This is a genomic window from Arthrobacter sp. AL05 (assembly GCF_029960715.1).
Taxonomy (GTDB): Bacteria; Actinomycetota; Actinomycetes; order Actinomycetales; family Micrococcaceae; genus Arthrobacter.
Genome location: NZ_JASBRC010000002.1, coordinates 390,737 through 413,899 on the forward strand (window position 1 = coordinate 390,737; position 23,163 = coordinate 413,899).

General features: G+C 67.3%; 22 protein-coding genes. 19 read left to right on the top strand and 3 right to left on the bottom strand.

Features of this window, described 5'->3' with window-relative positions; all coding sequences use genetic code 11:
- Positions 1 to 89 precede the first annotated feature (89 nt).
- The 8 genes from QK287_RS04055 to QK287_RS04090 are packed head-to-tail and all read left to right on the top strand — an operon-like array spanning position 90 to position 8,155.
- On the top strand, positions 90 to 1,286 hold the full coding sequence (locus tag QK287_RS04055; RefSeq protein WP_282359370.1) for a substrate-binding domain-containing protein: 1,197 nt from the start codon (positions 90 to 92) through the stop codon (positions 1,284 to 1,286).
- Positions 1,287 to 1,330: 44 nt separating this feature from the next.
- Positions 1,331 to 2,095, top strand: a complete 765-nt coding sequence (locus tag QK287_RS04060) for an ABC transporter ATP-binding protein (RefSeq protein WP_282359371.1) — start codon at positions 1,331 to 1,333, stop codon at positions 2,093 to 2,095.
- Positions 2,092 to 2,847 carry an ABC transporter ATP-binding protein gene (locus tag QK287_RS04065; RefSeq protein ID WP_282359373.1) on the top strand — a complete coding sequence of 252 codons (756 nt, stop codon included), beginning with the start codon at positions 2,092 to 2,094 and terminating at the stop codon, positions 2,845 to 2,847. Before QK287_RS04060 ends, QK287_RS04065 begins: the two co-directional genes overlap by 4 nt.
- Positions 2,844 to 3,719 carry a branched-chain amino acid ABC transporter permease gene (locus QK287_RS04070; protein WP_282359374.1) on the top strand — a complete coding sequence of 292 codons (876 nt, stop codon included), beginning with the start codon at positions 2,844 to 2,846 and terminating at the stop codon, positions 3,717 to 3,719. Before QK287_RS04065 ends, QK287_RS04070 begins: the two co-directional genes overlap by 4 nt.
- The gene (locus QK287_RS04075) at positions 3,716 to 4,966 is read left to right on the top strand and encodes a branched-chain amino acid ABC transporter permease (protein WP_226774203.1); all 1,251 of its coding nucleotides are present in this window, start codon (positions 3,716 to 3,718) and stop codon (positions 4,964 to 4,966) included. Before QK287_RS04070 ends, QK287_RS04075 begins: the two co-directional genes overlap by 4 nt.
- On the top strand, positions 4,963 to 6,579 hold the full coding sequence (locus tag QK287_RS04080) for an AMP-binding protein (RefSeq protein ID WP_282359375.1): 1,617 nt from the start codon (positions 4,963 to 4,965) through the stop codon (positions 6,577 to 6,579). Before QK287_RS04075 ends, QK287_RS04080 begins: the two co-directional genes overlap by 4 nt.
- Positions 6,576 to 7,253 (top strand): TetR/AcrR family transcriptional regulator, encoded by a 678-nt coding sequence (locus QK287_RS04085; RefSeq protein WP_226774201.1) that lies wholly within the window; start codon positions 6,576 to 6,578, stop codon positions 7,251 to 7,253. The genes QK287_RS04080 and QK287_RS04085 overlap by 4 nt, the downstream gene beginning before the upstream one ends.
- Entirely contained in the window at positions 7,250 to 8,155 is a 906-nt protein-coding gene (locus tag QK287_RS04090) for an alpha/beta hydrolase (protein ID WP_226774200.1), read from the top strand. The genes QK287_RS04085 and QK287_RS04090 overlap by 4 nt, the downstream gene beginning before the upstream one ends.
- Here QK287_RS04090 and QK287_RS04095 read toward each other — a convergent pair.
- A complete protein-coding gene (locus tag QK287_RS04095) occupies positions 8,152 to 8,418 on the bottom strand; it encodes a MoaD/ThiS family protein (protein WP_226774199.1) in 267 nt (88 codons plus the stop codon). The genes QK287_RS04090 and QK287_RS04095 overlap by 4 nt on opposite strands.
- Before the next feature lie 7 nt (positions 8,419 to 8,425).
- The gene (gene moaA / locus QK287_RS04100; protein WP_226774198.1) at positions 8,426 to 9,562 is read right to left on the bottom strand and encodes a GTP 3',8-cyclase MoaA; all 1,137 of its coding nucleotides are present in this window, start codon (positions 9,560 to 9,562) and stop codon (positions 8,426 to 8,428) included.
- A 209-nt stretch (positions 9,563 to 9,771) separates the two neighbouring features.
- Between moaA and QK287_RS04105 the strand changes: the two genes are divergently transcribed.
- The 7 genes from QK287_RS04105 to QK287_RS04135 all read left to right on the top strand — a co-directional run bounded on the left by QK287_RS04105 (position 9,772) and on the right by QK287_RS04135 (position 15,489).
- Positions 9,772 to 11,400 carry a molybdopterin-dependent oxidoreductase gene (locus QK287_RS04105; RefSeq protein ID WP_282359426.1) on the top strand — a complete coding sequence of 543 codons (1,629 nt, stop codon included), beginning with the start codon at positions 9,772 to 9,774 and terminating at the stop codon, positions 11,398 to 11,400.
- Positions 11,401 to 11,481: 81 nt separating this feature from the next.
- On the top strand, positions 11,482 to 12,705 hold the full coding sequence (gene glp, locus QK287_RS04110; protein WP_282359376.1) for a gephyrin-like molybdotransferase Glp: 1,224 nt from the start codon (positions 11,482 to 11,484) through the stop codon (positions 12,703 to 12,705).
- A complete protein-coding gene (gene moaC / locus QK287_RS04115; protein WP_282359377.1) occupies positions 12,693 to 13,196 on the top strand; it encodes a cyclic pyranopterin monophosphate synthase MoaC in 504 nt (167 codons plus the stop codon). Before glp ends, moaC begins: the two co-directional genes overlap by 13 nt.
- Before the next feature lie 2 nt (positions 13,197 to 13,198).
- Positions 13,199 to 13,705 carry a MogA/MoaB family molybdenum cofactor biosynthesis protein gene (locus QK287_RS04120; RefSeq protein ID WP_282359378.1) on the top strand — a complete coding sequence of 169 codons (507 nt, stop codon included), beginning with the start codon at positions 13,199 to 13,201 and terminating at the stop codon, positions 13,703 to 13,705.
- A complete protein-coding gene (locus QK287_RS04125) occupies positions 13,695 to 14,177 on the top strand; it encodes a molybdenum cofactor biosynthesis protein MoaE (RefSeq protein ID WP_282359379.1) in 483 nt (160 codons plus the stop codon). The genes QK287_RS04120 and QK287_RS04125 overlap by 11 nt, the downstream gene beginning before the upstream one ends.
- Before the next feature lie 29 nt (positions 14,178 to 14,206).
- Positions 14,207 to 14,965 (top strand): 4-hydroxy-tetrahydrodipicolinate reductase, encoded by a 759-nt coding sequence (gene dapB / locus QK287_RS04130; protein ID WP_282359380.1) that lies wholly within the window; start codon positions 14,207 to 14,209, stop codon positions 14,963 to 14,965.
- Between the two features lie 5 nt (positions 14,966 to 14,970).
- On the top strand, positions 14,971 to 15,489 hold the full coding sequence (locus QK287_RS04135) for a hypothetical protein (RefSeq protein ID WP_282359381.1): 519 nt from the start codon (positions 14,971 to 14,973) through the stop codon (positions 15,487 to 15,489).
- A 7-nt stretch (positions 15,490 to 15,496) separates the two neighbouring features.
- On the opposite strand, the gene QK287_RS04140 is transcribed toward QK287_RS04135, so the two are convergent.
- Entirely contained in the window at positions 15,497 to 16,747 is a 1,251-nt protein-coding gene (locus tag QK287_RS04140; protein ID WP_226774378.1) for a heparan-alpha-glucosaminide N-acetyltransferase domain-containing protein, read from the bottom strand.
- A 111-nt stretch (positions 16,748 to 16,858) separates the two neighbouring features.
- On the opposite strand from QK287_RS04140, the gene QK287_RS04145 reads away from it, so the two are divergent.
- The 4 genes from QK287_RS04145 to QK287_RS04160 all read left to right on the top strand — a co-directional run bounded on the left by QK287_RS04145 (position 16,859) and on the right by QK287_RS04160 (position 23,157).
- On the top strand, positions 16,859 to 17,230 hold the full coding sequence (locus tag QK287_RS04145) for a hypothetical protein (RefSeq protein ID WP_282359382.1): 372 nt from the start codon (positions 16,859 to 16,861) through the stop codon (positions 17,228 to 17,230).
- Between the two features lie 126 nt (positions 17,231 to 17,356).
- A complete protein-coding gene (dapA, locus tag QK287_RS04150) occupies positions 17,357 to 18,265 on the top strand; it encodes a 4-hydroxy-tetrahydrodipicolinate synthase (protein WP_253033224.1) in 909 nt (302 codons plus the stop codon).
- Between the two features lie 61 nt (positions 18,266 to 18,326).
- On the top strand, positions 18,327 to 20,018 hold the full coding sequence (locus tag QK287_RS04155) for a ribonuclease J (RefSeq protein WP_226774375.1): 1,692 nt from the start codon (positions 18,327 to 18,329) through the stop codon (positions 20,016 to 20,018).
- 157 nt (positions 20,019 to 20,175) lie between these two features.
- On the top strand, positions 20,176 to 23,157 hold the full coding sequence (locus tag QK287_RS04160; protein WP_282359383.1) for a DNA translocase FtsK: 2,982 nt from the start codon (positions 20,176 to 20,178) through the stop codon (positions 23,155 to 23,157).
- Positions 23,158 to 23,163 lie beyond the last annotated feature (6 nt).

Sequence of the window (23,163 nt, forward strand, 5' to 3'; positions counted from 1 at the left end):
CGCCCTAGATTGACTGTAATCTGAATCACCTTTCAGGTTCTACTCAGATCTCCTGTCGGATTTCGTGGATTCTCACCGAAAGGCATCCCGTGAAGGATACAAAGAAGTTCCTGATGGCCGCCGTCATGGCCACCGGACTGGCCCTCAGCGCCTGCGCGCCCACCGCCGGCAGTGCGGCGCCGGCGGAATCGGGCGGCACCAAGGCTGCCGAGCCGGTCAACGTCGGCATCATTTATTCCAAAACCGGACCCCTCGCAGCCTATGGCGCCACCTACTATGAGGGCCTCCAAGCCGGCATCGACTACGCGACTGGCGGGACCGGGGAAATCAACGGCGCCAAGATCAACCTCACGTACGCCGACGACGGCGGCGACCCGGACAAGGCTGTCACAGCCGCCAAGGACCTGATCGGCAAGGGCTACAAGATCATTGGCGGCACGGTCGTCTCAGGCATTGCGCTCAAGCTGTCCGAGCAGGCGGCACAAAACAAGGTGCTCTACATCTCCGGGCCGGCCGCCACCGACGCCATCCAGGGCATCAACAAGTACACCTTCCGCTCGGGCCGCCAGAGCCTGCAGGACGTGGCAACTGCCGGTACCTTCATCGACACCAAAGGCAAGAAGGTCGTCGTCTTCGCACAGGACAACGCGTTCGGCCAGGGCAACGTGGCGGCCGTCAAGGCCGTGCTCGGAGCCAAGGGCGCCACGGTCGAGGCCGTCCTGGTCCCGGACGGCCAGGAACTCACCCCCTTCGCCCGGCAACTCATCGATGCGAAGCCGGACATGGTCTTCGTCGCCTGGGCCGGGGCAACATCCGGCACCATGTGGCAGACCCTCAGCCAGCAGGGCGCCTTCGACGCCGCGCCGATCGTCACCGGTCTCGGCGATGCCGCCACCTTCAGCGCCTACGGCGAAGCCACCGCCAAAATCAGTTTCCTGAACCATTACTTCCCGGGAGCCGCCGGCACCGAGGTGGAGAAGAAGATGATCGCCGCCGTCGAGAAGGCGGGCGGGAAGGCGGACCTTTTCACCCCCGACGGCTTTGTTGCCGGCCAGATGATTGCCCGGGCCATCAAGGAGGGCGGCTCGGACGCCGACGCGATGGTCAAGGCCCTGGAGGGCTACAGCTTCGACGGGCCCAAGGGCAAAGAGACAGTCCGCGCCTCGGACCACGCCCTGGTCCAGGACATGTACCAGGCCAAGCTCGTCCAGACCGGCGGCACGTGGGCGCCGGAGCTCATCAAAGTGGTGCCGGGCGGGACGGTCGCCCCGCCGGAGAAGAAATAACCCGCCCACCGCTTCCGTAGCCCGGCCAAAGACGAAGGATCCGAATGAATTCCCCAGCCCTGCCCGCCTTGGCGGTCGACGGCCTCGGTCTGCAGATCGGCGGTGCGCGCATCCTCCAGGATGTGGGCTTCGCCATCGGCGCCGGCGAAATGGTCGGCGTGATCGGCCCCAACGGTGCCGGCAAGACCACGTTGTTCAACCTGATTTCCGGTGTCATGCGGCCCACGGCGGGCAGCATCACGCTGAACGGCAGGGAGATCACGGCCGCGCCCATCCACCGCCGGGCCAAGGCAGGGCTGGGCCGGACCTTCCAGACCTCGAACCTCTTTCCCCGGCTCAGCGTGCTGGAAAACGTCCGGCTCGCCGCCCAGGCCAAAATTGGCGGCAGTTTCAGCCTGCTGCGCTTCCCGTCCGCCTCGGATGACGCCACCCGGATTGCCCGCGGCACCATCGCGGAAGTCGGGCTTAACAGCCAGCTGACGACGGCGGCCGGGGACCTCTCGCACGGCGAAAAGCGCAAGGTGGAGATCGCCGTCCTGCTGGCGACGGACCCCGCCGTCGTGCTCCTGGATGAGCCGATGGCCGGGGTGGCGTCGGGGGACGTTCCGTCCCTCACCGCGATCATCGCGGGACTGCACCGGGACCGTGGCTGCACCGTGATGATGGTGGAGCACCACATGGACGTGGTTCTGGGTCTCGTGGACCGGGTGGCCGTGATGCATCACGGCAGCCTGCTCGCCCTGGACAGCCCCGAGGCCGTGATGTCAGACCCGACAGTACAGAGTGCCTACCTTGGAGAACCCGTATGAGCACCGCCGCGGACAACCGGCCGATCCTCAGAATTTCAGGGCTCAACGCCCACATCGCCGGGCAGCAGGTCGTGGAGGACGTCTCGTTCATCGTCCCGGCCACCGGCATCACCGCCCTGCTGGGGCGCAACGGGGTGGGGAAAACCAGCACCATCAAGGCCATCATTGGCCTGATCGACAGAACCGGGGCCGTTGAGCTCGACGGTGTACGGATCGAGAAGGAACCAACGTTCAAGATTGTCCGCAGCGGGGTGGGCTACGTTCCCGAGGACCGCGAAGTCTTCGCCAAACTCACCGTGGCAGAAAACCTCAGACTTGCCGAGCGGGACGCCGCACCCCGGCGCCAGCTCGTCGAGGAGCTCTTCCCGGACCTGTTGGCCCGGTCCGCGCAAATGGCAGGAACCCTCTCCGGCGGCCAGCAGCAGATGGTCTCCCTGGCGCGTGCGCTGCTCAACACCAACAAGATCCTGCTGGTCGATGAACCCACCAAGGGCCTGGCCCCAAAAATCGTCGCCGAGGTCGCCGAGACCCTCGCTGAGGCCGCCCGGACCGTCCCCATCCTTCTGGTCGAGCAGAACCTGCACGTCGTCCGCCAGCTCGCCGGCGGCGCAGTGGTCCTCTCCGGCGGCCGGGTGGTCCACACCGGCAGCGCCCTGGCATTCCTCGACGACGCCGAGCTAACCCAGCGCCTCCTGGGGGTCTCCGCTGAGGGCCCCGCGCGGGACCATACCGTGAGGGGGACCGCCCTGTGAGTACCGTTGTCCTCTTGCTCTTCACCGGCCTGGGCCTGGGTGCCCTGTACTTCCTCGTGGCCGCCGGACTGTCTCTGATTTACGGGCTGATGGGAGTGCTCAACTTCGCGCACGGGGCCTTCCTTACCCTTGGAGCCTTCGCCGGCTGGGAAATCGCCCGGCGGACCGGCTCCGATAGCTGGGGAACATTCCTGCTTTCGCTCCTGGCCGGCGCGGCTGCCGCTGCCGCCTTCGCCGCTTTCACCGAGTTTGTCCTGATCCGCAGGCTCTACCAGCGGCACATCGAGCAGGTTCTCATCACGGTGGGCCTCTCCCTCGCCGCAGTTGCCCTCTTTGACGGCATCTGGGGCACGGATCCGGTGTTCATTCAGGGACCTGCCTGGTTCAAGGACACCACCGAGATCCTGGGCGCCCGCGTCCCCAACGACCGGTTCGTCTGTATCATCGCCGCGGTGCTGGTGCTGCTGGCCCTCGTGTTCTTCCTGAAGAACACCCGGTACGGCATGATCATCCGGGCCGGCGTGGAAAACCGCTCCATGGTGACGGCCCTCGGCATCGACGTCCGGAAGGCCTTTACCCTCGTCTTTACCATCGGCGGTGCCGCCGCTGGGCTGGGCGGGGTCCTGGCTTCGCACTACTTTGGCTACGTCTCCCCGATGTTGGGCGGCTCGCTGCTGATCTTCGCCTTCATCGTCACCGTGATCGGCGGGCTGGGCTCGCTGACCGGAGCGGCCATAGCCGCCGTCGCCGTTGCCGTCCTGCAGCAGTTCGCCAACTTCTACCTGGGCGGCACCGGCGACTTTGTCGTGGTGCTCGCCTTGGCGTTGGTCCTGCTGTTCCGTCCCACCGGCCTGCTCGGGAGAACCTCATGACCACTGATACTGACGCCGCCGGCACCAACGCCGGAAACATCCAGAGCACTGGCAACAGCACCCGCGAGCACGCTGGCGGCGCCCTCCGGGCAACCCCCGGCGGCGGCCGGGGACTCCCAACCCGCCGAAGGATCGCCGGCCTGGCCGCCGGGGCCGCCGGGATCGTGTTCCTGTTCCTGCTGCCGCTGCTCAATCTGTCCCTGCCGGGAGTGTTGCCCGGGCCGACGTACACGCCCGGTTCCCTGCAGTTGCTCGCGATGTGTATGTTGATGGCTGCCGCAGCCCTGACCTACCATTTGCTGCTCGGTGTCGCCGGACTGTTGTCCTTTGGCCATGCGTTGTATTTCGGGGCCGGCGTCTACGGCCTGGCGATCATCCTGCAAAACCTGGACATCCCGCTGGTGCCTGCAATGGGACTGACCCTGCTGATTGTCATTGTGTTGGCCCATGTGGTGGGCAGCATCAGCTTGCGGGTCAACGGCATCCCCTTCGCCATGGTCACGCTCGCGTTCGCCCAGGCCGGCTCGGTCATAGTAGGACGCAACCCGGACGGCACCACCGGCGGAGATGAAGGCCTGACGCTGCGCACCGACAACCTGCCGGACTTCCTTGTCGGAGTGGTCAATACACGCAACCTCTACTGGCTGGCCCTGGTGGTGCTGGTGGCTGTCTTCGTCGTGGTGACCTGGGTACAGTCCTCCCGCGCCGGGCACGTCGCCGCCGCAGTGCGCGAGAACGAGCTGCGCGTCCGCGTCCTGGGCCTGCAGCCGTACCTCGTCAAGCTGCTCATCTTTGTGGTCTCCGCCGTCCTGGTCAGCATCATCGGTATGGTGTTCCTGCTGCTCCAGAGCGGCGCCGTGCCGCGGGCCATGTCCGCGGACCTGACCATCACGTTGTTGGTGATGGTGGTCCTGGGCGGCGTCGGTTCACGCTGGGGTGCCGTGATCGGTGGAGTCTTCTACACCATCCTGGACCAGCGCCTCACGACGCTGGCAAACTCCGATGCAATCAATGCCTTGCCGGACATCCTTCGGGTACCGCTGTCGGAACCCCTGTTCATCCTGGGCACCTTGTTTATCCTCGTGGTGCTGTTCCTGCCAGGCGGCTTGACGGGCACCGCACAGCGGCTGGCCGGCCGCCGCAACCCAAGCAGGGGGCCCGGCAAGGGAAATGAAGGTGCCGGGCCCCCCGGCACGGGCCGCCAACAGAGGGCGGCGTCCCGCGAGATCCTGGAGGAATCCGAATGATACCCGTCGACGGGCTGCACACCCTGGGCCGCTGGACCACTGACCGCAGCCTTTCCACCCCCCTGCGGATCGCCGTTGACGACCGCGGCTGCACGCTGAGCTACGGCGAACTGGAGCGTCGGGCTGCCGGACTCGCCGCTGCCTTGAAGGTCGCCGGCTACGTCACCGGGGACCGGGCCGCGACCCTGACGGGCAATAGCTCAGACCACGTTGTGGTGTTTTTCGCCTGCGCCAAGGCGGGCCTGGTCCTCGTCCCGCTGTCCTGGCGGCTCTCAGCCAGGGAGCTCGCCGCGCAGCTGGAGCTCGCCGAGCCGCAGCTGCTGCTTGTCGCGGACGAACTGGACTCCCTCGCCGCGGGGGCCTGCACCTTGTTGGCGCACCGGCCGCGGACCGCCGCGCTGGGCCCCGGCGGCATTGAAAAGTCGGTGCCACCACCGTCCCGGCCGCTGATTGTGTCCGGTCCGGGCGCCGGCGGGCCCGGGATCAACCGGGAAGTGCGCGACGACGATCCCCTCCTGATGGTCTTCACGTCCGGAACCGAGGGCGCCAGCAAGGCCGCCGTGCTGACCCACGCCAACTGCTTCTGGACCAATCTGTCCCTGTCCCGAACGCTGGATCTTGGCAGCACCGACGTCGTGCTGGCCGTGCTGCCGCAGTTCCACGTGGGGGGCTGGAACATCCAGCCCCTGCTGGCCTGGTGGACGGGGGCAACCGTGGTTCTCGAACGCGGCTTCGAACCTGGCAGGGTCCTGCAGCTGATCACGGAGCGGCGCGTGACCATGCTCATGGGTGTCCCTACCCAGTACCTGATGCTCGCCGAGCATCCGGACTTCGCGTCCGCCGGGTTGGCCAGCCTCCGGCACGCCGTGGTGGGCGGGGCACCCATGCCGGCACCGCTGCTGCGGATCTGGCACCGCAGGGGAGTGGCCCTGAGCCAGGGCTACGGACTCACGGAAGCGTCACCGAATGTCCTTTGCCTTGCCAACGAGGACGCCGCCCGGATGGTGGGGTCATCGGGCAAACCGTACCCGCATGTCGCCGTCGCCGTGGCCGACCCGGTGACGGGGGACATCCTGGACGGCGCCGCCACCGGCGAACTCCTGGTGGGCGGCCCCGGGGTCTTTGCCGGCTACTTCCGCGACCCGGCCGCTACTGCGGCCGTCCTGGCCGGCGGCTGGCTTCGCACCGGTGACCTCGTGGAGCGCGACGCCGAGGGATACATCAAAGTCGTGGACCGGCTCAAGGACATCTACATTTCAGGGGGCGAAAACGTGGCCCCGGCTGAGGTCGAGGCGGTACTGCTGGACCATCCGGCAGTGGCGCAGGCCGCCGTCGTTGGCGTCGACGACGAGCGCTGGGGCGAAACCGGTGTGGCTTTTGTAGTGATCCGCCCCGGCCTTGCCACCGATGATCAGGACCTCCTTGAGCACTGCGCTGCCCGGCTGGCCCACTTCAAAGTTCCGGCACGGATCGTCACTGTTGCCGTATTGCCCCGCACTGCCTTGAACAAGGTGCTGCGCGGCCGGCTGCGGCAGCAGCTGGGCGGGGACGGGCCGGCGGCACAACCGGACAACAGGGGCGCCTTCCTGCCCGCGGACGGGAGTCAACGATGAGCGCCGCGCCGCGCACCGCGAGGGGTACCCGCACCCGGGCCAAACTGCTGCAGGCTGCCGAAACGGTCTTCGCTTCGGTGGGCTACCACGAGGCCTCTATTGTAAAAATCACCGAGGAGGCAGGCGTCGGACTCGGCACGTTCTACCTCTACTTCGAGGGCAAACAAGCCATTTTCGATGAGGTCGTTGAGGACCTGAACCGGCGGGTACGGCACGCCATGGCGGAGGCCGCCGGATCCGCCGGCACCCGTCTCGCAGCCGAACGCGCCGGGTTCCGGGCCTTCTTCAAATTCACCGCAGAACATCCCGCGCTGTACCGCATCATTCGGCAGGCCGAGTTCGTCTCGCCCGGGGCGCTGCGCCTGCACTACACCCGGATCGTCAATGGCTACATCGAAGGGCTTAAAGCCGCGCAGCTCAGCGGCGAAGTCCGGGACATGGACCCCACGGTCGCGGCGTGGGCCCTCATGGGCATCGGCGAACTTATCGGCATGCGCTGGGTGCTGTGGGACGAGGAAGGCACCGAGCCGGCGCACGGTGCCCGGCCTGATGTCCCGGAGGAAGTCTTTGAGCAAATGATGCAGTTCATCGAACGTGCCCTCGCACCGACGCCGGGTCCAACTCCCGGCCCCGCCACCAAACCGATACAGGCTCCGGAAAGGACAGTCCCATGAACGAGGCCACTGCTGACCCCGGCTACCGGACCATCGAGGTTGAGGTCCGTGGCGGAACCCTGCACACCGCCCTCTGGGGACCCGCGGACGCTGCTGCCCCGACCATCCTTGCGGTGCACGGTGTTACGGCGTCCCACAAGGCCTGGCTGGCGTTGTCCCGGGCGCTGCCGGACGTCAGGATCATTGCCCCGGACCTGCGGGGCCGGGGCCGGAGCAACGGGCTGCCTGCTCCCTACGGGATGCCGTCCCACGCAGGGGACCTCGCGGCCGTGCTGACCGCACTCAGCACCGGGCCCGTGGTGGTTGTTGGCCATTCGATGGGAGGTTTCGCCGCCGTGGTGATGGCGAACCTGTTTCCGGCGCTGGTGCGGTCCCTGGTGCTGGTCGACGGCGGGCTGCCGCTCCAGGTGCCGGCGCAGCTCAGCGACGAAGAAATCGTCGCTGCGGTGCTGGGTCCGGCGGCCGAGCGCTTGAACGCAGCCTTCCCCAGCAAGGAGGCCTATCGCGGCTTTTGGCGGCAGCATCCGGCCTTCAGTGCGGACTGGAACCCGCTCGTGGAGGAATACGTCGATTACGACCTCACCGGCGAGGCACCGCAGCTCCGGCCGGCCACCCGGTACCAGGCGATGGCGGACGACACCGCCGAACTGCACCGGGGCGCTTCACTGCTAAAGGCCCTGGCTGAGCTCGCGGTCGAAACCATTGCGTTGCGGGCCCCGCGGGGGTTGCTCAATGAAGCCGGCGGCCTTTACGCGCCCGGCTACCTGAATACCTGGGCGGACAAGCTGCCTTCCCTGTCCGTCCGCGAAGTCCCCGACGTTAACCACTACACGATTATTATGGGCGGGGCCGGCGCAGCCGCCGTCGCGGACACCGTGCGTTCGGCGCTGGCGGCTCCTTAGCCGCCGGCGAAGGGCGGCAACACATCAACGACGTCGTCCGGCTGCAGCACCACCGCACGGTTCCGCACCGCCACCTCGTTGCGCAGGAAGCTGCTTCGTGACAGTAAACGCGCCAGCGGCGGGGTCCCGGCCGGGGGTTCCGGGCGTTCGACGGCGAGGATCGCATCCAGCAACGCGGCGAGCGTGGCGTCCGCGGGCAGGTCGAAGAGTTCACTGTCGACGCCGGCGGCAGCGCGCGCGGCAGCGAAGTAACGTACATTCACAGGTGGTTCAGCCTCCGATGGCGCTCATGCTGCGGTCCGGCTGGACGAAGTCCGGGGCGTCCAGCCCGACGTGGTCCATACCGTGGGCCTTGGGCTTGATCCACATGGCATCCTGCCAGCGCTCGGCGAGTTGTTCGTCGCTGGCGCCCTGGCGAAGCAGGTCCAGCAGATCCACTTCCTCACGGGAAAACAGGCAGCTCATAATCTTGCCCTCCGCTGTGATGCGGGTGCGGCGGCAGTCCGCGCAAAACGGCTCGGTCACGGAGGCGATGATCCCGACGGTTCCAAGTACGGGGCCGGTCGCCTCGGCGGTGCCGGGAACCCGCGCCCGGACTTCGAAGCGTTCCGCGGGGGCGCCGTCGCGGTCCCGCGGATCGGCGCTCAGGACGTAATCAACGGAGAGCAAATCGCGGATTTCCGCGGCCGTGATCATGTTCCTGCGGGTCCAGCCGTGGTCCGCGTCGAGCGGCATTTGCTCGATGAAACGCAGTTCGTAGCCGCGGTCGAGGGCCCATGCCAGCAGCGCGGGGGACTCGGCGTCGTTGATGCCGCGCATCAGCACTGCATTGAGTTTTACGGGACCCAAGCCAGCGGCCCAGGCGGCGTCCACGCCGGCCAGGACCTTGTTCAGGACGGGGCGCCGGGTCAGTTGGGTAAACGTTTCCTCATGCAGCGAATCCAGTGAGACGTTGATCCGGGACAGCCCCGCCGCCTTCAACCCGGCGGCTTTTTTGTCCAGCCCGACGGCGTTTGTGGTCATCGAGATGGGAAGGTCCGGGTGTGCCTGCCGGAGGGCTGAAATGATATCCAGCAGGTCCGCCCGGACCAGCGGTTCGCCGCCGGTGAGCCGCAGTTCACGCACCCCCAGCATGTCGACGCCGATCCTGACGATCCGGACAATCTCCGCCGCGGACATCACTGCCTGCTTGGAGAGCCACTGAAGGCCCTCGGCCGGCATGCAGTAGGTGCAGCGCAGATTGCACTTGTCCGTCAGGGAGAGCCGCATATCGGTGGCACGTCGGCCGTAGCGGTCGAGGAGGCCCGCGGGCATTCCGGCCGGGCGTGCGGTGGGCTGCGTCGCAGAAATTCCCTCGCCGGATGCGTCATCCGCGCGGGGCTGGGGCATGCCTAGCTGAACACTCATAGGATCAGGCTACGCCAACCCGACGCCGGCAACACTCCGGTCCGGTCCGGATTCCGCTGCCGGCGTTCCGCCGCCCGTTCCGTGGTCCGTACCGTCGTCCACCCGGCGCTGTCGGGCGGCACAAAACCTATGATGGAGGGGTGAACACGACCCCTAACCGTCAACCAGCGGCGCCTGCGCCCACCCCGGGCCCCGGCGGGCGCACCGAGGTGCCGGCTGTCCCCAGGCCGCGAAGTCCGGCTCGGCACACGGGCGGCTGGGCTGCAGCGGCCGGAATCACGGCCGTCGGGACGGGCCTTGCCCTGGGGGAGCTCACTGCCGGATTCGTGAGTCCTTCCCTTTCCCCGGTGACAGCTGTGGGCGGGGCCGTGATCGATGCTGTCCCGCCGGGAGTCAAGGACTGGGCTGTTTCGCTCTTCGGGACGGCGGACAAGGTAGCCCTGCTCGGTGGCATGGCGCTGCTGATCGCCGGACTGGCAGCCCTGTCCGGAGTCGTCGAAGCGCGCCGGCGCTTCGCCGGGGTTGCCCTGATTGCCGTCTTCGGCGCAGTGGGGCTGGTGGCAGTACTTGGCCGGGCCGAACTGACGTTGAACGCGGTCCCGGTCCCGTTGCTCGCCGCCATCGTGGGGATGATTGCGCTGCGGTGGCTGGTCCGGCGGCTGGGCGAATGGCACAGCCGTGACCTACGGGCGCCCGCGGATTCCGCCCCGGGCACCACCGCCCCGGCGGCTGCTCCGGGCACCGCCGCCCCCGCCCCGGCGCCTGCTCCGGCCCGGCGTCGATTCTTCCAGGCGCTCGGCGGAACGGCCGCTGCCGCCCTCATCGCGGGGGTGCTGGCTTCAACAATCCGCGGGGCAGCCGCAGCCGTGAGTGAACTGCGCAGCAAGCTGGTGCTTCCCGGACCATCGGCACCGGCCCCGCCGGTCCCGGCCGGCGCCGAACTCGGGCTGGAGGGCGCGGTGCCGCTGGTGACGCCGAACAAGGACTTTTACCGGATTGACACCGCGTTGCGCGTCCCGGTGGTGAACCCGGAGCAGTGGACCCTCAAAGTCACCGGCCTGGTGGAGCAGGAGATCTCCCTGGACTTTGCCGCCCTGCTGGCTAAACCACTGACCGAACGGCATATCACCATCGCCTGTGTCTCCAATGAGGTGGGCGGGGACCTGATTGGCAACGCCCGCTGGCTCGGCTGGCCGGTCAGGGAACTACTGGCCCTGGCCCGCCCGAAGGACGGCGCGGACATGGTGCTGTCCCGCAGCGCGGACGGCTGGACGGCCGGCACCCCACTGGAGGCGCTGACGGATGACCGTGACGCACTCCTGGCGGTTGGTATGAACGGCGACCCGCTGCCGCTGGAGCACGGCTTCCCGGTCCGAATGATCGTCCCGGGCCTTTACGGCTACGTTTCGGCGACCAAGTGGGTCACAGAGCTTAAGGTGACGCGCTTCGCGGATGACGCCGGATACTGGACGCCCCGCGGCTGGAGCGAGCGAGGGCCGGTCAAAACCTCCTCCCGGATCGACGTGCCGCGGCAGGCCCGGTCGGTCCAGGCCGGGACGGTGGCCTTCGGCGGCGTCGCGTGGGCCCAGCACACCGGGATTGGCCGGGTCGAGCTCCGGGTCAACCGCGGCACCTGGCAGCCGGCGCAGCTGGCCTCCGGGATCTCCCGCGACACGTGGTACCAGTGGAAACTCGAACTGCAGCTGAGCCCCGGCCAGTACGAGGTCCAGGTCCGCGCCACGGACCTCAACGGCGTCGCGCAGGTGGAAGAGCGCGCGCCCGTGGCGCCCAGCGGTGCTACCGGCTTTCACACGGTTAGAGTTGATGTGAAGTCCTAACGGGCCGGGCCAAACACGCCAGGGCCACGGAGCCGGGCCGGCGACTCAGGTCAATGGCCCACGACGAGGGGTCACGAACGAATGCACAGCACCCAGGCACGGCACGTCACCGTGGCAGCGCACCGCGAATCGGTCCGCCGGCTGTTGGCCCCGCTCCGCACCCCGGACCGGATCGAGATGCTCCCGCTCCTGGCGGCACTGGGCCGCGGACTCGCTGCGGACGTCGTGGCTCCGCTGGACCTGCCGCCATTTGCGAATTCGCAGATGGACGGCTTTGCCATCCGGAGTGCTGACGTACCCGACGGCGGCACCGAACTGACCGTTGTGGCCCCCGTCGCGGCCGGCGCGGCGCCCCCTGAACTGGCTGCCGGGACTGCCGCGCCGATCATGACCGGAGCCATGCTGCCAGCCGGCGCCGACGCCGTCGTCCCGATCGAGCAGGCGGACCCCGCGGCTTTCCCGTTCCCGGGAGAGCCGGCCACGGTCCGCCTTCCCGCCGCCCCGGCACGAAACTTCGTCCGCGACGCCGGCAGCGACATCCGCACCGGTGAGCTGGCTCTCACCGCTGGAACGTGCCTCGGACCCGGTCAGCTGGGGCTGCTGGCCGCGCTGGGATACACCGAGGTAGCCGTCTACCAAGCCCTGCGGGTCCTCCTGGTCACCACCGGGGACGAGGTTGTGGAGCCGGGACGGCCGCTGGGCGCCGGCAAGATCTACGACTCCAACGCCACCTTGCTCGAGGCATCCATGCGCCAGGCCGGCCTCGACGTCACCCGGACCGGGGTTTCGACCGACCGTCCGGAGGAGCTCGCCGCCCTGCTGGGCCTGCACCTGGCGGACATTGACCTGATTGTTACTACCGGCGGCGTCAGCAAAGGCGCGTATGAAGTGGTCCGGCAGGCGATGGAGGGTCATCGCGTCGACTTCTTCGGCGTCGCGATGCAGCCCGGCGGCCCGCAGGGAATCGGAACCTTCGAAGGAGTGCCAGTGCTGGGCTTCCCGGGGAACCCGGTGAGCTGCCTCGTGTCCTTCGAAATGTTCCTGCGGCCGGCGCTCGGGGACCTCTTCGGTTCGCCCGCCCCGCGGCCGGCAGTCAAGGCCCGCCTGGCCGGGGCGCTCACGTCACCGGCAGGCAAACACCAGGTGCGGCGCGGCACGGTCCTTCCCGACGGCACCGTCAGGCTTGAAGGCGGGTCCGGTTCGCACCTGGTCAGTGCGCTGGCGCACTCCAACGCCCTGATCCAGGTCCCGGAAGGAACCGGTGCGCTCGCCGAGGGTGCCGAGGTGGAAGTATGGATGCTGTGAACGCAGAAGAGCCCGTAACTGAAAATCCAATCCTGACCCACCTCCGGCCGGACGGGACGGCACAGATGGTGGATGTTTCGCACAAGGCCGAGACCACCCGCGAGGCCACTGCCACCGCCACCGTCCGCAGCACGGCCGAGGTCCTGGCGCTTCTGGGCGCGGGCGAACTGCCCAAAGGCGATGCCCTCGCCGTCGCCCGGGTAGCCGGCATCTTGGCCGCCAAGAAAACCCCGGAGCTGATCCCGCTCTGCCACCCGCTGCCGATCGCCAAGGTCACCGTCGACTTTGAACTCGGCGCCGACTCGGTCACGGTGTTTGCCACGGTTAAGACCCGCGGGGTCACCGGCGTCGAGATGGAAGCGCTGACAGCGGCGGCGGTGGCCGGCCTCAGTGTGTACGACATGATCAAGGCAGTGGACAAACACGCGGTGTTGACGGAGATCAAGGTGCTGGCCAAAAGCGGCGGCAAGAGCGGGGACTGGAGACTGTGAGCATGCCTGAACCACACCGCCACGGTGAAGCGAGCGGGCGTAAGGCCGGCGTTGTTATTGCTTCGACCCGGGCCGCGGCCGGGGTCTATAAGGACCTGACCGGGCCCGTCATCATCGATTGGCTAACCGAACACGGCTTTGAACCCTACCCGGCCCTCGTGGTCCCGGACGGAGACGCGGTGGGCGGTGCCCTGCGCGCGCTGCTGAGCCAGGCTCCGGCCGTTATCATCACCAGCGGCGGCACCGGGCTGAGCCCCACCGATGCTACCCCGGAACAGACCCTGCCACTGTTGGACCGGGAGATCCCGGGCATCATGGAAGGCATCCGCAGCGCCGGATCCGCCAAGACCCCGACGGCGATGCTCAGCCGGGGCCACGCAGGCGCGGCCGGCCAGACCTTCATTATTAATCTCCCCGGTTCCCCCAAAGGCGTGATGGACGGCCTCAGCGTGCTCGATCCGATCCTGGGACACCTTTGCGACCAGCTGGAGGGCAGCCATGGGCACTGAGCCACGCTTCGAAGTCATCAACGCGGTGCTTAGCGCCGACGCCATCTCGGTGGACCAGGCCATCGCCGCCGTCGAGTCAGACACCGCAGGTGCTGTGGTCAGCTTCAGCGGCGTGGTTAGGAACCACGACGGCGGCAAACCCGTCCAGCGCCTGAGCTACAGCGCCCACCCGACAGCGCACCAGGTGATGGCCGACGTCGTCGCGCAACTTGTCGCCGAACAGTCAGCCGCCGGACATCCCGGCAGTTCCGCGGACGTGCCTGCCCATCCTGTCCGGATCTGGGCGGCACACCGGATCGGGATGTTGGAGATCGGCGACCCCGCGCTGGTCTGTGCCGTCGCTGCGGCGCACCGCGGCCAGGCTTTCGCCGTCTGCTCGGAACTTGTGGACCGGATCAAGGCCCAGGTCCCGATCTGGAAGGAACAGTTCTTTGCCGACGGCACGGTCGAGTGGGTCGGCGCAGGGGAGTAGGCCCGCTGCCCGGCGGTAGGGTTGATGGCATGACCGAACAACTCGCAGTCGCCGTGCTGGGCGCGAACGGGCGCATGGGCGCCGAGGCGGTGCGGGCCATCGAGGCCGCCGCGGACCTGAAGCTTGTGGCCGCGCTGGGCCGGAACGATCCCCTGGAGACCCTCAGCGGCGCCGGAGCCCGGATCGTGGTGGACCTGACGGTCCCCGCAAGCACGGAAGCGAACGTCACCTACGCCGTTGAACACGGCATCCACGCTGTGGTGGGGACAACAGGCTGGGACGCGGCGCGACTGGCCCGGCTCGAGCAGCTCCTCGCCGGCCGGTCCGGTGTCGGGGTCCTGATCGCACCGAACTTCGCGCTCGGCTCGGTCCTCGCCTCCGCGTTTGCGGCCAAGGCCTCGCGCTACTTCGAATCCGTCGAAATCGTCGAACTGCACCACCCGGACAAGGTGGATGCCCCGTCCGGAACCGCCGTGCGCACCGCGCAGCTGATCTCCGCCGAGCGTGCAGACGCAGGCCTGCCCGCCAGCCCCGACGCCACCACCACCGGCCTGTCCGGCGCGCGCGGCTGCGACGTCGACGGAGTCCGCGTCCACAGTGTCCGGCTCCGGGGCCTCGTGGCACATCAGGAAGTCCTGCTTGGCGGGCCGGGTGAGCAGCTGACCTTCCGGCACGATTCCTTCGACCGGTCCTCTTTTATGCCCGGTGTGCTGCTGGGTGTGCGCAGCGTGGCCGCGAATCCGGGCCTCACCGTGGGCCTCGACGGCTACCTGGACCTGGGGCTCTGAGCGCTATGGCCAATGTCCTCACGCTCGTCAAAGCCAACCGCACCAAGATCTGGGTGGGTGCCGTGACGCTCCTGCTGGTCTTCTACCTGGTGGTGTCCTTCCAGCGCTCGGTGTTGCTGATGACGGACGCCAACCCGATGGCCAAGGCGATTGGGGCCGCCTACCTGGTCCTGCCGGTTATCGGAGCCTGGGCCCTTGCCCGGGAGCTGCTCTTCGGCGCCCGGACCGAACGGTTGGCGAAAATCCTCGAGGCCGAGGGCGGCCTGCCGGAAGACAACCTGCCGCGCACCCCGGCGGGGCGGATCATCCGCGATGCGGCGGACCGTGAATTCGAAAAGTACCGCGCCGAAACGGAGGCTGCGCCGGCAGACTGGCGCTCCTGGTTCCGGCTCAGTTGCGCCTATGACGCCGCGGGAGACCGGAAACGGGCGCGCTCCTCGATGCGCGACGCACTCCGGCTGTATCGTGGCGGCAACGGCAACGGCAACGGCAACGGCAACGGCAACGGCAACGGCAGGGCCTGAAACCCGGTCAGCGGAGGCGGGCCGGCTGGAAGCGGCCGAGCTGGTTGGCGGCATGAGCCACCCACTCCAGCGGACCCCGCCAGGCCAGGGCCGCGACGATTCCGCCAACAACCAGGGCTGCCCCGGCCTGCGCCCAGTACACGCCCTCGACCGTCCACCCCGCCGGTAGGGTCTGGCCGTACAACGCGGCCATCACGCACAGGTGGGCCGTGTAGAGACTCAGTGTCATGGCACCGGCACCCCGCAACGCAAGCAGCAGATCCACCCCGGTGCGCACGACCAGCCGGCCAAGCAACAGGCAGACTCCAACGACTGCGGCCGCCACCCCCGAGGTGTGCAGCAGATCCAGGGTGCTGCCCGAATGGGGTGCGCTGGAGGCGAGCCACCAGGCGGAGCCGGTTTGGTCCACGCCGGCCAGGTTGACCTGCAGGAGGCTCTCCAGCGGATAGGACGGATTCAGCAGGGACGCCTGCAGCGCCGCCCGGCCGCCCCAGTCCTCCATTAGCACCACGCCGAGCCACTTGGCTGCGACCGCCACCAGGGTTCCGGCTGCCAGCAGCAGGACCGGGACCAACGCCGTGGTCAGCGCCAGGCGGCCGATCGCGAGTCCGATCAGCAGGTAGGTGATCCACTGCAGCACCGGGTAATAGCCGGTGAAAAAAAGGTCCCCCAACAGCACGGCGGGGGTGGACAGGTCCCCCCACTCCGGGTTGTGGCCCAGCTGCAGCCGAGGCATCGCGGTGAGCAGCCACGGCCGCAACAGGAAAGCGAGCGCCGGGGTCACGAGCACCCAGCCGGCGGCAAGAACCAGCAGGCGTCTGACGTCCAGGCCGAGGAACGGCAGCACGCACAGGAACAGCACGGCGTAGTGGACCAGGATGATGGCTATATTAACCTCCAGTCCGCCGATGGAGAGCCCGACTGCGGCGACCACCAGGGCGCGCAGGGCGATTCCCCGCCGAGCCGCCCACAGTTGCGGACCCTGGAAGGGATGCTGTTTACCGGTTGAGAGGGCAAGCCCGATCCCCGCAAGGACCGCGAACAGTGCCGAGGCGCGCCCGGAAAACACCAAGCCCACCCAGGTGGGTGTGAGTTGGGCATCGGCTTCGAAGATGGGAAGAATATGGGTGGCCATCATGCCCAGGAGAGCCAGTCCGCGGGCGGCATCAATGCCTGGGAGGCGGGTTCCGGACTTACCGCCGGTACCCCTGGAACTGTTCCTGCCCCTGCCCCGTGCCGTCCCGGGTGGGGAAGCCATTCCGCGCGGCGTCATGCTTTGATCGTCTCATACTGCCGGTGCGGGGCCGGTCGAAAAGCCGCGCGGCCGGGGAGCCTTGAATTCGAATATATGTTCGAATAGTATGGGGTCATGAACAACACTCCAGAGTCCGCAGCCCCGGGATCCACCCGAGCAGGTCAGTGCGGCCCGGATGCGGCGTCCGGGGTCCTCAAAGCGATGAGTCCCGGCGTCGTGGATTTCCTCTTCCGGCAATTGATTGCCGGCGAATCGGCAGAGGATGTCCAGTGGCACCGGGAAGGCACCGCCCTCGCAGCGCAGGCCCCGGGGCCGGAATTAGCGCGCCGACTGGCCGAGACCGACCTCGAATCCCTCACCCCGGCGGAGCTATTCCACTATGTCCGGGCGGCCCAGCGCCTCGCGGTGTGGGCCGAGTCCCTGCGGGAAAGTGCGGTCGGCCGCTACTGCGCCACCCCGCCGGGCGGTGCTGGCACGGCCGCCTGAGAGTCCTTTGCCGCCGCAGCCGCGGCGTGTCCGGCCGGTTCCCGCACGGGTTTTGGGGCCGGCTTTGATCTTCATCACGTCGCGGCCATTGTCATATCATGCCGGGGACAGGGTAACGTTTTTCGTATGGCTGACTCTCGCGCTCGTTCTCGTATGTTCGGATCCCTCGTAACCGCCATGGTCACGCCTTTCACTTCCGCCGGCGAGGTCGACTACGAGCTGAACGCGGAACTGGCCAACAAGCTCGTCGATGACGGCCACGATGCGCTGGTCATCTCCGGCACAACGGGGGAGACCTCGACACTGGAAGACGACGAGAAGGAAAAGCTCTTCCGGGTTATCGTCGAGGCCGTAGGGGACCGCGCCAAGGTCATTGCCGGAACCGGCACCAACCACACCTCGCATTCGATCGAGATGGCCAAGCGCGCCGCCAAGGCCGGAGCCCACGGCCAGCTGATCGTCACCCCGTACTACAACAAGCCAAGCCAGGCCGGCATCCAGGCCCACATCGAAGCCGTCGCCAACGCCGCCGATCTTCCGGTAATGGTCTATGACATCCCGGGCCGCGCGTGCGTCCCGATCCTGCCGGAAACCATGATCCGGCTCGCGGACCACCCCAACATCGTTGCGCTCAAGGACGCCAAGGCCGACTTTGCCGCCGTCACCCGGGTCCTCGCGAACACCGACCTTGACGTCTACTCCGGCGATGACGGGCTCACGCTGCCCTGGATGGCAGCCGGAGCCGCCGGACTCGTCAGCGTCACCGCGCACGTCGCAACGCGGCAGTTCCGCGCCATGATCGATGCCGCACTTGCGGGCGACTTCGCCGCCGCCCGCACCATACATTTCGAACTGGACCCTGTGGTCCGTGCAGTGATGACCCATATCCAGGGTGCTGTTGCTGCGAAGCAAGTTCTTAAGTGGCAGGGAGTCCTGCCCAACTCGGTTGTCCGTTTGCCCCTCGTGGAGCCGGACGAAGCTGAGATCGAATCCATCCGCGAGGACTTGGCGGAAGCCGGAATGCTCTTTTCCTGATCAGGTGTTTGTTTCTGATAAGTAAAGACCATTCCGGTAACCGCCTGGAAAGTAGTGCATTATGACCCAAACCGCCCTTCCCGGCCTTGTTACGCCGCCGAAACTGCTCAAGGACACCCTGCGGATCGTTCCGCTCGGCGGCCTCGGGGAGATTGGCCGCAACATGACAGTCTTCGAAATCGACGGAAAGCTGCTGATTGTCGACTGCGGCGTCCTCTTTCCTGAGGAAACCCAGCCCGGCGTGGACCTGATCCTGCCCGATTTCTCCTACATCCGGAACCGCGTCGATGACATCGTTGCCGTCGTCCTGACCCACGGCCACGAGGACCACATCGGCGCTGTTCCCTACCTGCTGCGGCTGCGGGCAGACATTCCCCTGGTGGGATCCCAGCTGACCCTGGCGCTCATCGAGGCGAAGCTGCAGGAGCACCGGATCAAGCCGGTCACCCAGACCGTCGTCGAGGGCCAGGTCCAGAAATTCGGGCCGTTCGAATGCGAATTCGTGGCCGTCAACCACTCGATCCCTGACGCCCTTGCCGTGTTCCTGCGCACGCCCGGCGGAACCGTGCTGCACACCGGCGACTTCAAGATGGACCAGCTGCCGCTGGACGGCCGCATCACCGATCTCCGCCACTTCGCCAAACTGGGCGAAGAAGGTGTGGACCTGTTTATGTCGGACTCCACCAATGCCGACGTGCCCGGCTTCACCACCGCCGAAAAGGAAATCGGCCCGACCCTGGACCGGCTCTTCGGCCAGGCGTCCAAGCGCCTGATTGTCGCGTCGTTCTCCTCGCATGTGCACCGCGTCCAGCAGGTCCTGGACGCCGCCGCCAACCACAACCGCAAGGTTGCCTTCGTCGGCCGCTCCATGGTCCGCAACATGGCCATCGCCGAGAAGCTCGGCTACCTCGACGTGCCGCCGGGCATCCTCGTCGACATCAAGAACATCGACAACCTGCCGGACAACCGTGTGGTCCTGATGTCCACCGGTTCCCAGGGCGAGCCGATGGCGGCCCTGTCCCGCATGGCCAACGGTGACCACCGTGTCGTCGTCGGCCAGGGCGATACTGTCATCCTCGCCTCCAGCCTCATCCCGGGCAACGAGAACGCCGTCTTCCGCATCATCAACGGCCTGCTGAAGCTCGGTGCCGACGTTATCCACAAGGGCAACGCCAAGGTGCACGTCTCCGGCCACGCCGCGGCCGGCGAGCTGCTGTACTGCTACAACATCCTCGAGCCGCTCAACGCGATGCCGGTGCACGGTGAGACCCGGCACCTGATCGCCAACGGCAAGATTGCCCTGGACTCCGGTGTCCCGGAAGAGAGCATCCTTCTCGCGGACAACGGAACGGTCATCGATCTCCGTGACCACCAGGCCGACATCGTCGGCCAGGTCGAAGTCGGCTTCGTCTACGTCGACGGCTCCAGCGTCGGGGAAGTCACGGAATCTGACCTCAAGGACCGTCAGACACTCGGCGACGAAGGATTTATTTCCATCATCACCGTGATCCACCGCGCCACCGGCAAGGTCGTCTCCGGACCCGAGATCCACGCCCGCGGCGTGGCCGAGGACGACTCGGTCTTTGACGAGATCATCCCCAAGATCAACGCCGCCTTGGAAGAGGCCGTGCTCAACCGCTCGGACCACACCACCCACCAGCTGCAGCAGGTCGTTCGCCGCGTGGTTGGTACCTGGGTCAACCGCAAGCTCCGCCGCAAGCCCCTGATCATCCCGGTGGTCCTGGAGGCCTAAGCGCCGGCATTACCTAACGACGGCCTTCCCGGCCTGCCGCTGGCTAGCGCTTGCGGCGGACCGGGAGGGCCGTTGTGCGTTTCCGGCCGGCAACATGGAGCTCTCGAAGGCCCGGAAATCCGCGGTTTTCGGCCCGAAGTCGGGTACCGTAACGGGTATGGCGACACGTACTTCCTCCGCGCCTAGAGGAAACCCCAGCGGTAAATCAGGCAGCTCTTCGACCCGGGGCTCCGGTTCGGCTGCGTCCAAAACCAGCAAGCCCTCCGGTTCAACTGGCGCCTCGCGCACCCGCCAGCTGGCCGTCGTCGAACCCAAACAGCCCTGGCCGGTCCGGGTTGCAGCCGGTGCCTGGCTGGGTGTTGCCCACGTTGTGGGAGCGGGTATCCGCCGGATCGGCTACGACGTCAGCGACCTCGACCCCGGGGACCGCCGCGACGGCGCAGCCCTGTTCAACCTCGCACTAGGGGTCTTCGTCGCCACCTTTGCCTGGTGGGGTTTTCAGGGCTGGTTCCCGGACATGGTGTACGGAATCGTCAACGGCACCTTCGGCTGGATGTCGCTGCTGCTGCCGCTGATGCTCGTGGTCTGTGCCTTTCGGCTGTTCCGCCAGCCCGTCGACGGCCGCGGCAACAACCGGATCGGGATCGGTTTCCTGATCATGGCCTTCGCCGGTTCCGGCCTGGCCCACGTCATTGGCGGGCAGCCTACCGTTGCTGAAGGCTTCGACGGACTGCGCCGAGCCGGCGGAATGCTCGGCTACCTTGCCGCGGCCCCGCTTGCCGCCATCCACCCCGCTGTTCCGCTGGCCGTCTACAGCGTGCTTGCTTTTACGTCCCTGCTGATTGTCACCGCCACGCCGTTCGGCGCCATTCCGGGCCGGTTGCACGCCGCGTACGAGCACCTTATGGGCATCGACCTGCAAGATCAGTACACCGACGACGGCAACACCGGCGGCGACAGCACCGGCGGCCGCCACGACCGCAGCTACCTGGACGAAAACAGCACCCCTGCGCCGCCGAAAAAGAAGCGCCGCCGTCTTTTCGGCAAGGACCACGAGGACGAGTCCGGGCTCGAAGGCTACGTCGGCGACGAAGCGTTCGAGCGGGCACTAGTGGCGGACGAGGAAGCCGAAGCCGCCCGCGCCGCGAAGGACGCCACATCCGTCGCCCCCGGGGTGCGACGCCCCACCCAGGCGGAGCTAGCCATCGAAAAGATCAAGGCAGCCCAGGGTTTGGGGAGCGCCGCGGCCACAGTTGCAGGAGCGGCCGGGGAAAACGCCACCGAGGCGATCCCGCTGGTCACGCCGGGGATGGTCGCCGCAGGATCGCTGAATCCCGCCGCGCCGGCCCCCGGCGCCGCGGCCTTAGGTGCCGCATCAAAGGTCCCCGCGAATCCGGTGGCCCTGGCACCGCTGCCCACCCCCATCCCGCAGCGTACGGAGCAGCTATCGCTTGCCGGCGACGTTACGTACACGCTGCCGCCGTCGGACGTCCTGACCCCCGGCTCCATCCCGAAGGAGCGCACGGAAGCCAACGACGCGATTGTCGCTTCGTTGACGGAAACCCTGAACCAGTTCAACGTGGACGCCCAGGTCACCGGCTTCAGCCGCGGCCCCACGGTGACCCGCTACGAGATTGAACTCTCCCCGGGCACCAAAGTGGAGCGCGTCACGGCGCTCTCCAAAAACATCTCCTACGCCGTTGCGAGCTCCGATGTGCGCATCTTGAGCCCCATCCCGGGCAAGTCGGCGATCGGAATTGAGATCCCCAACACGGACCGCGAGACGGTGTCCCTCGGTGACGTGCTCCGCAGCCAAAACGCGCGGCGCACGGAGCACCCGATGGTCATGGGAGTCGGCAAGGACGTCGAGGGCGGCTACGTTGTGGCCAACCTTGCCAAGATGCCGCACCTGCTGGTCGCCGGGGCCACCGGTGCCGGCAAGTCCTCGTTTGTGAACTCGATGATCACCTCCATCCTGATGCGTGCCACACCCGACGAGGTCCGGATGGTTATGGTGGACCCCAAACGGGTGGAGCTCACCGCCTATGAAGGTGTCCCGCACCTCATCACTCCAATCATCACCAACCCCAAAAAGGCCGCCGAGGCCCTGCAGTGGGTGGTCCGCGAAATGGACGCCCGCTACGACGACCTCGCCAACTACGGCTTTAAACACATCGACGATTTCAACAAGGCCGTCCGTGCGGGGAAAGTCCACCCGCCCGAGGGCTCCAAACGGGTCATCCGGCCCTACCCCTACCTGTTGATCATCGTGGACGAGCTCGCCGACCTGATGATGGTCGCCCCGCGCGACGTCGAGGATTCGATTGTCCGCATCACCCAGCTGGCCCGTGCTGCCGGCATCCACTTGGTGCTCGCCACCCAGCGTCCCTCCGTGGACGTCGTCACCGGCCTGATCAAGGCCAATGTGCCGTCCCGGATGGCATTTGCCACGTCCTCGGTCACCGATTCCAGGGTGGTGCTGGACCAGCCGGGCGCCGAGAAACTGATCGGCCAGGGCGACGCCCTGTTCCTGCCGATGGGTGCGTCCAAGGCCATGCGTGTCCAGGGTGCCTGGGTCACCGAGTCCGAAATCCACAAGGTGGTCGAGCACGTCAAGGGCCAGCTCAAGGCCGTATACCGCGATGACGTGGCCCCGGAAGCGCCGAAGAAACAGATCGACGACGACATCGGGGACGACCTCGAGGTGCTGCTGCAGGCCACCGAGCTGGTGGTCACCACCCAGTTCGGTTCCACCTCGATGCTGCAGCGCAAGCTGCGCGTCGGCTTCGCGAAGGCCGGCCGGCTGATGGACCTGCTCGAATCCCGCGGTGTGGTGGGCCCCTCCGAGGGTTCCAAAGCCCGCGACGTCCTGGTTAAGCCAGATGACCTCGCCACTGTGCTGGCTGCCATGAAGGGCATGGAGGTGCCGGCCACGGCCGATTCGCAGACCGCAGCGCTGAGCGAGAACGCCAACGCGAACATCGCCCAGGGCGGCTACGCGGAGGACCTCGTCGCCGCCGACTTGGACCGTCGTACGCCGGCCACGGAGTACTACGACGGCGCCGACGGTGGCTCCGGTGGTGGCCCCACCGAGGACGACGGCGGTTCCGAGGACGCCTGGTCGCTCACCGGACGGTAGCCTAGG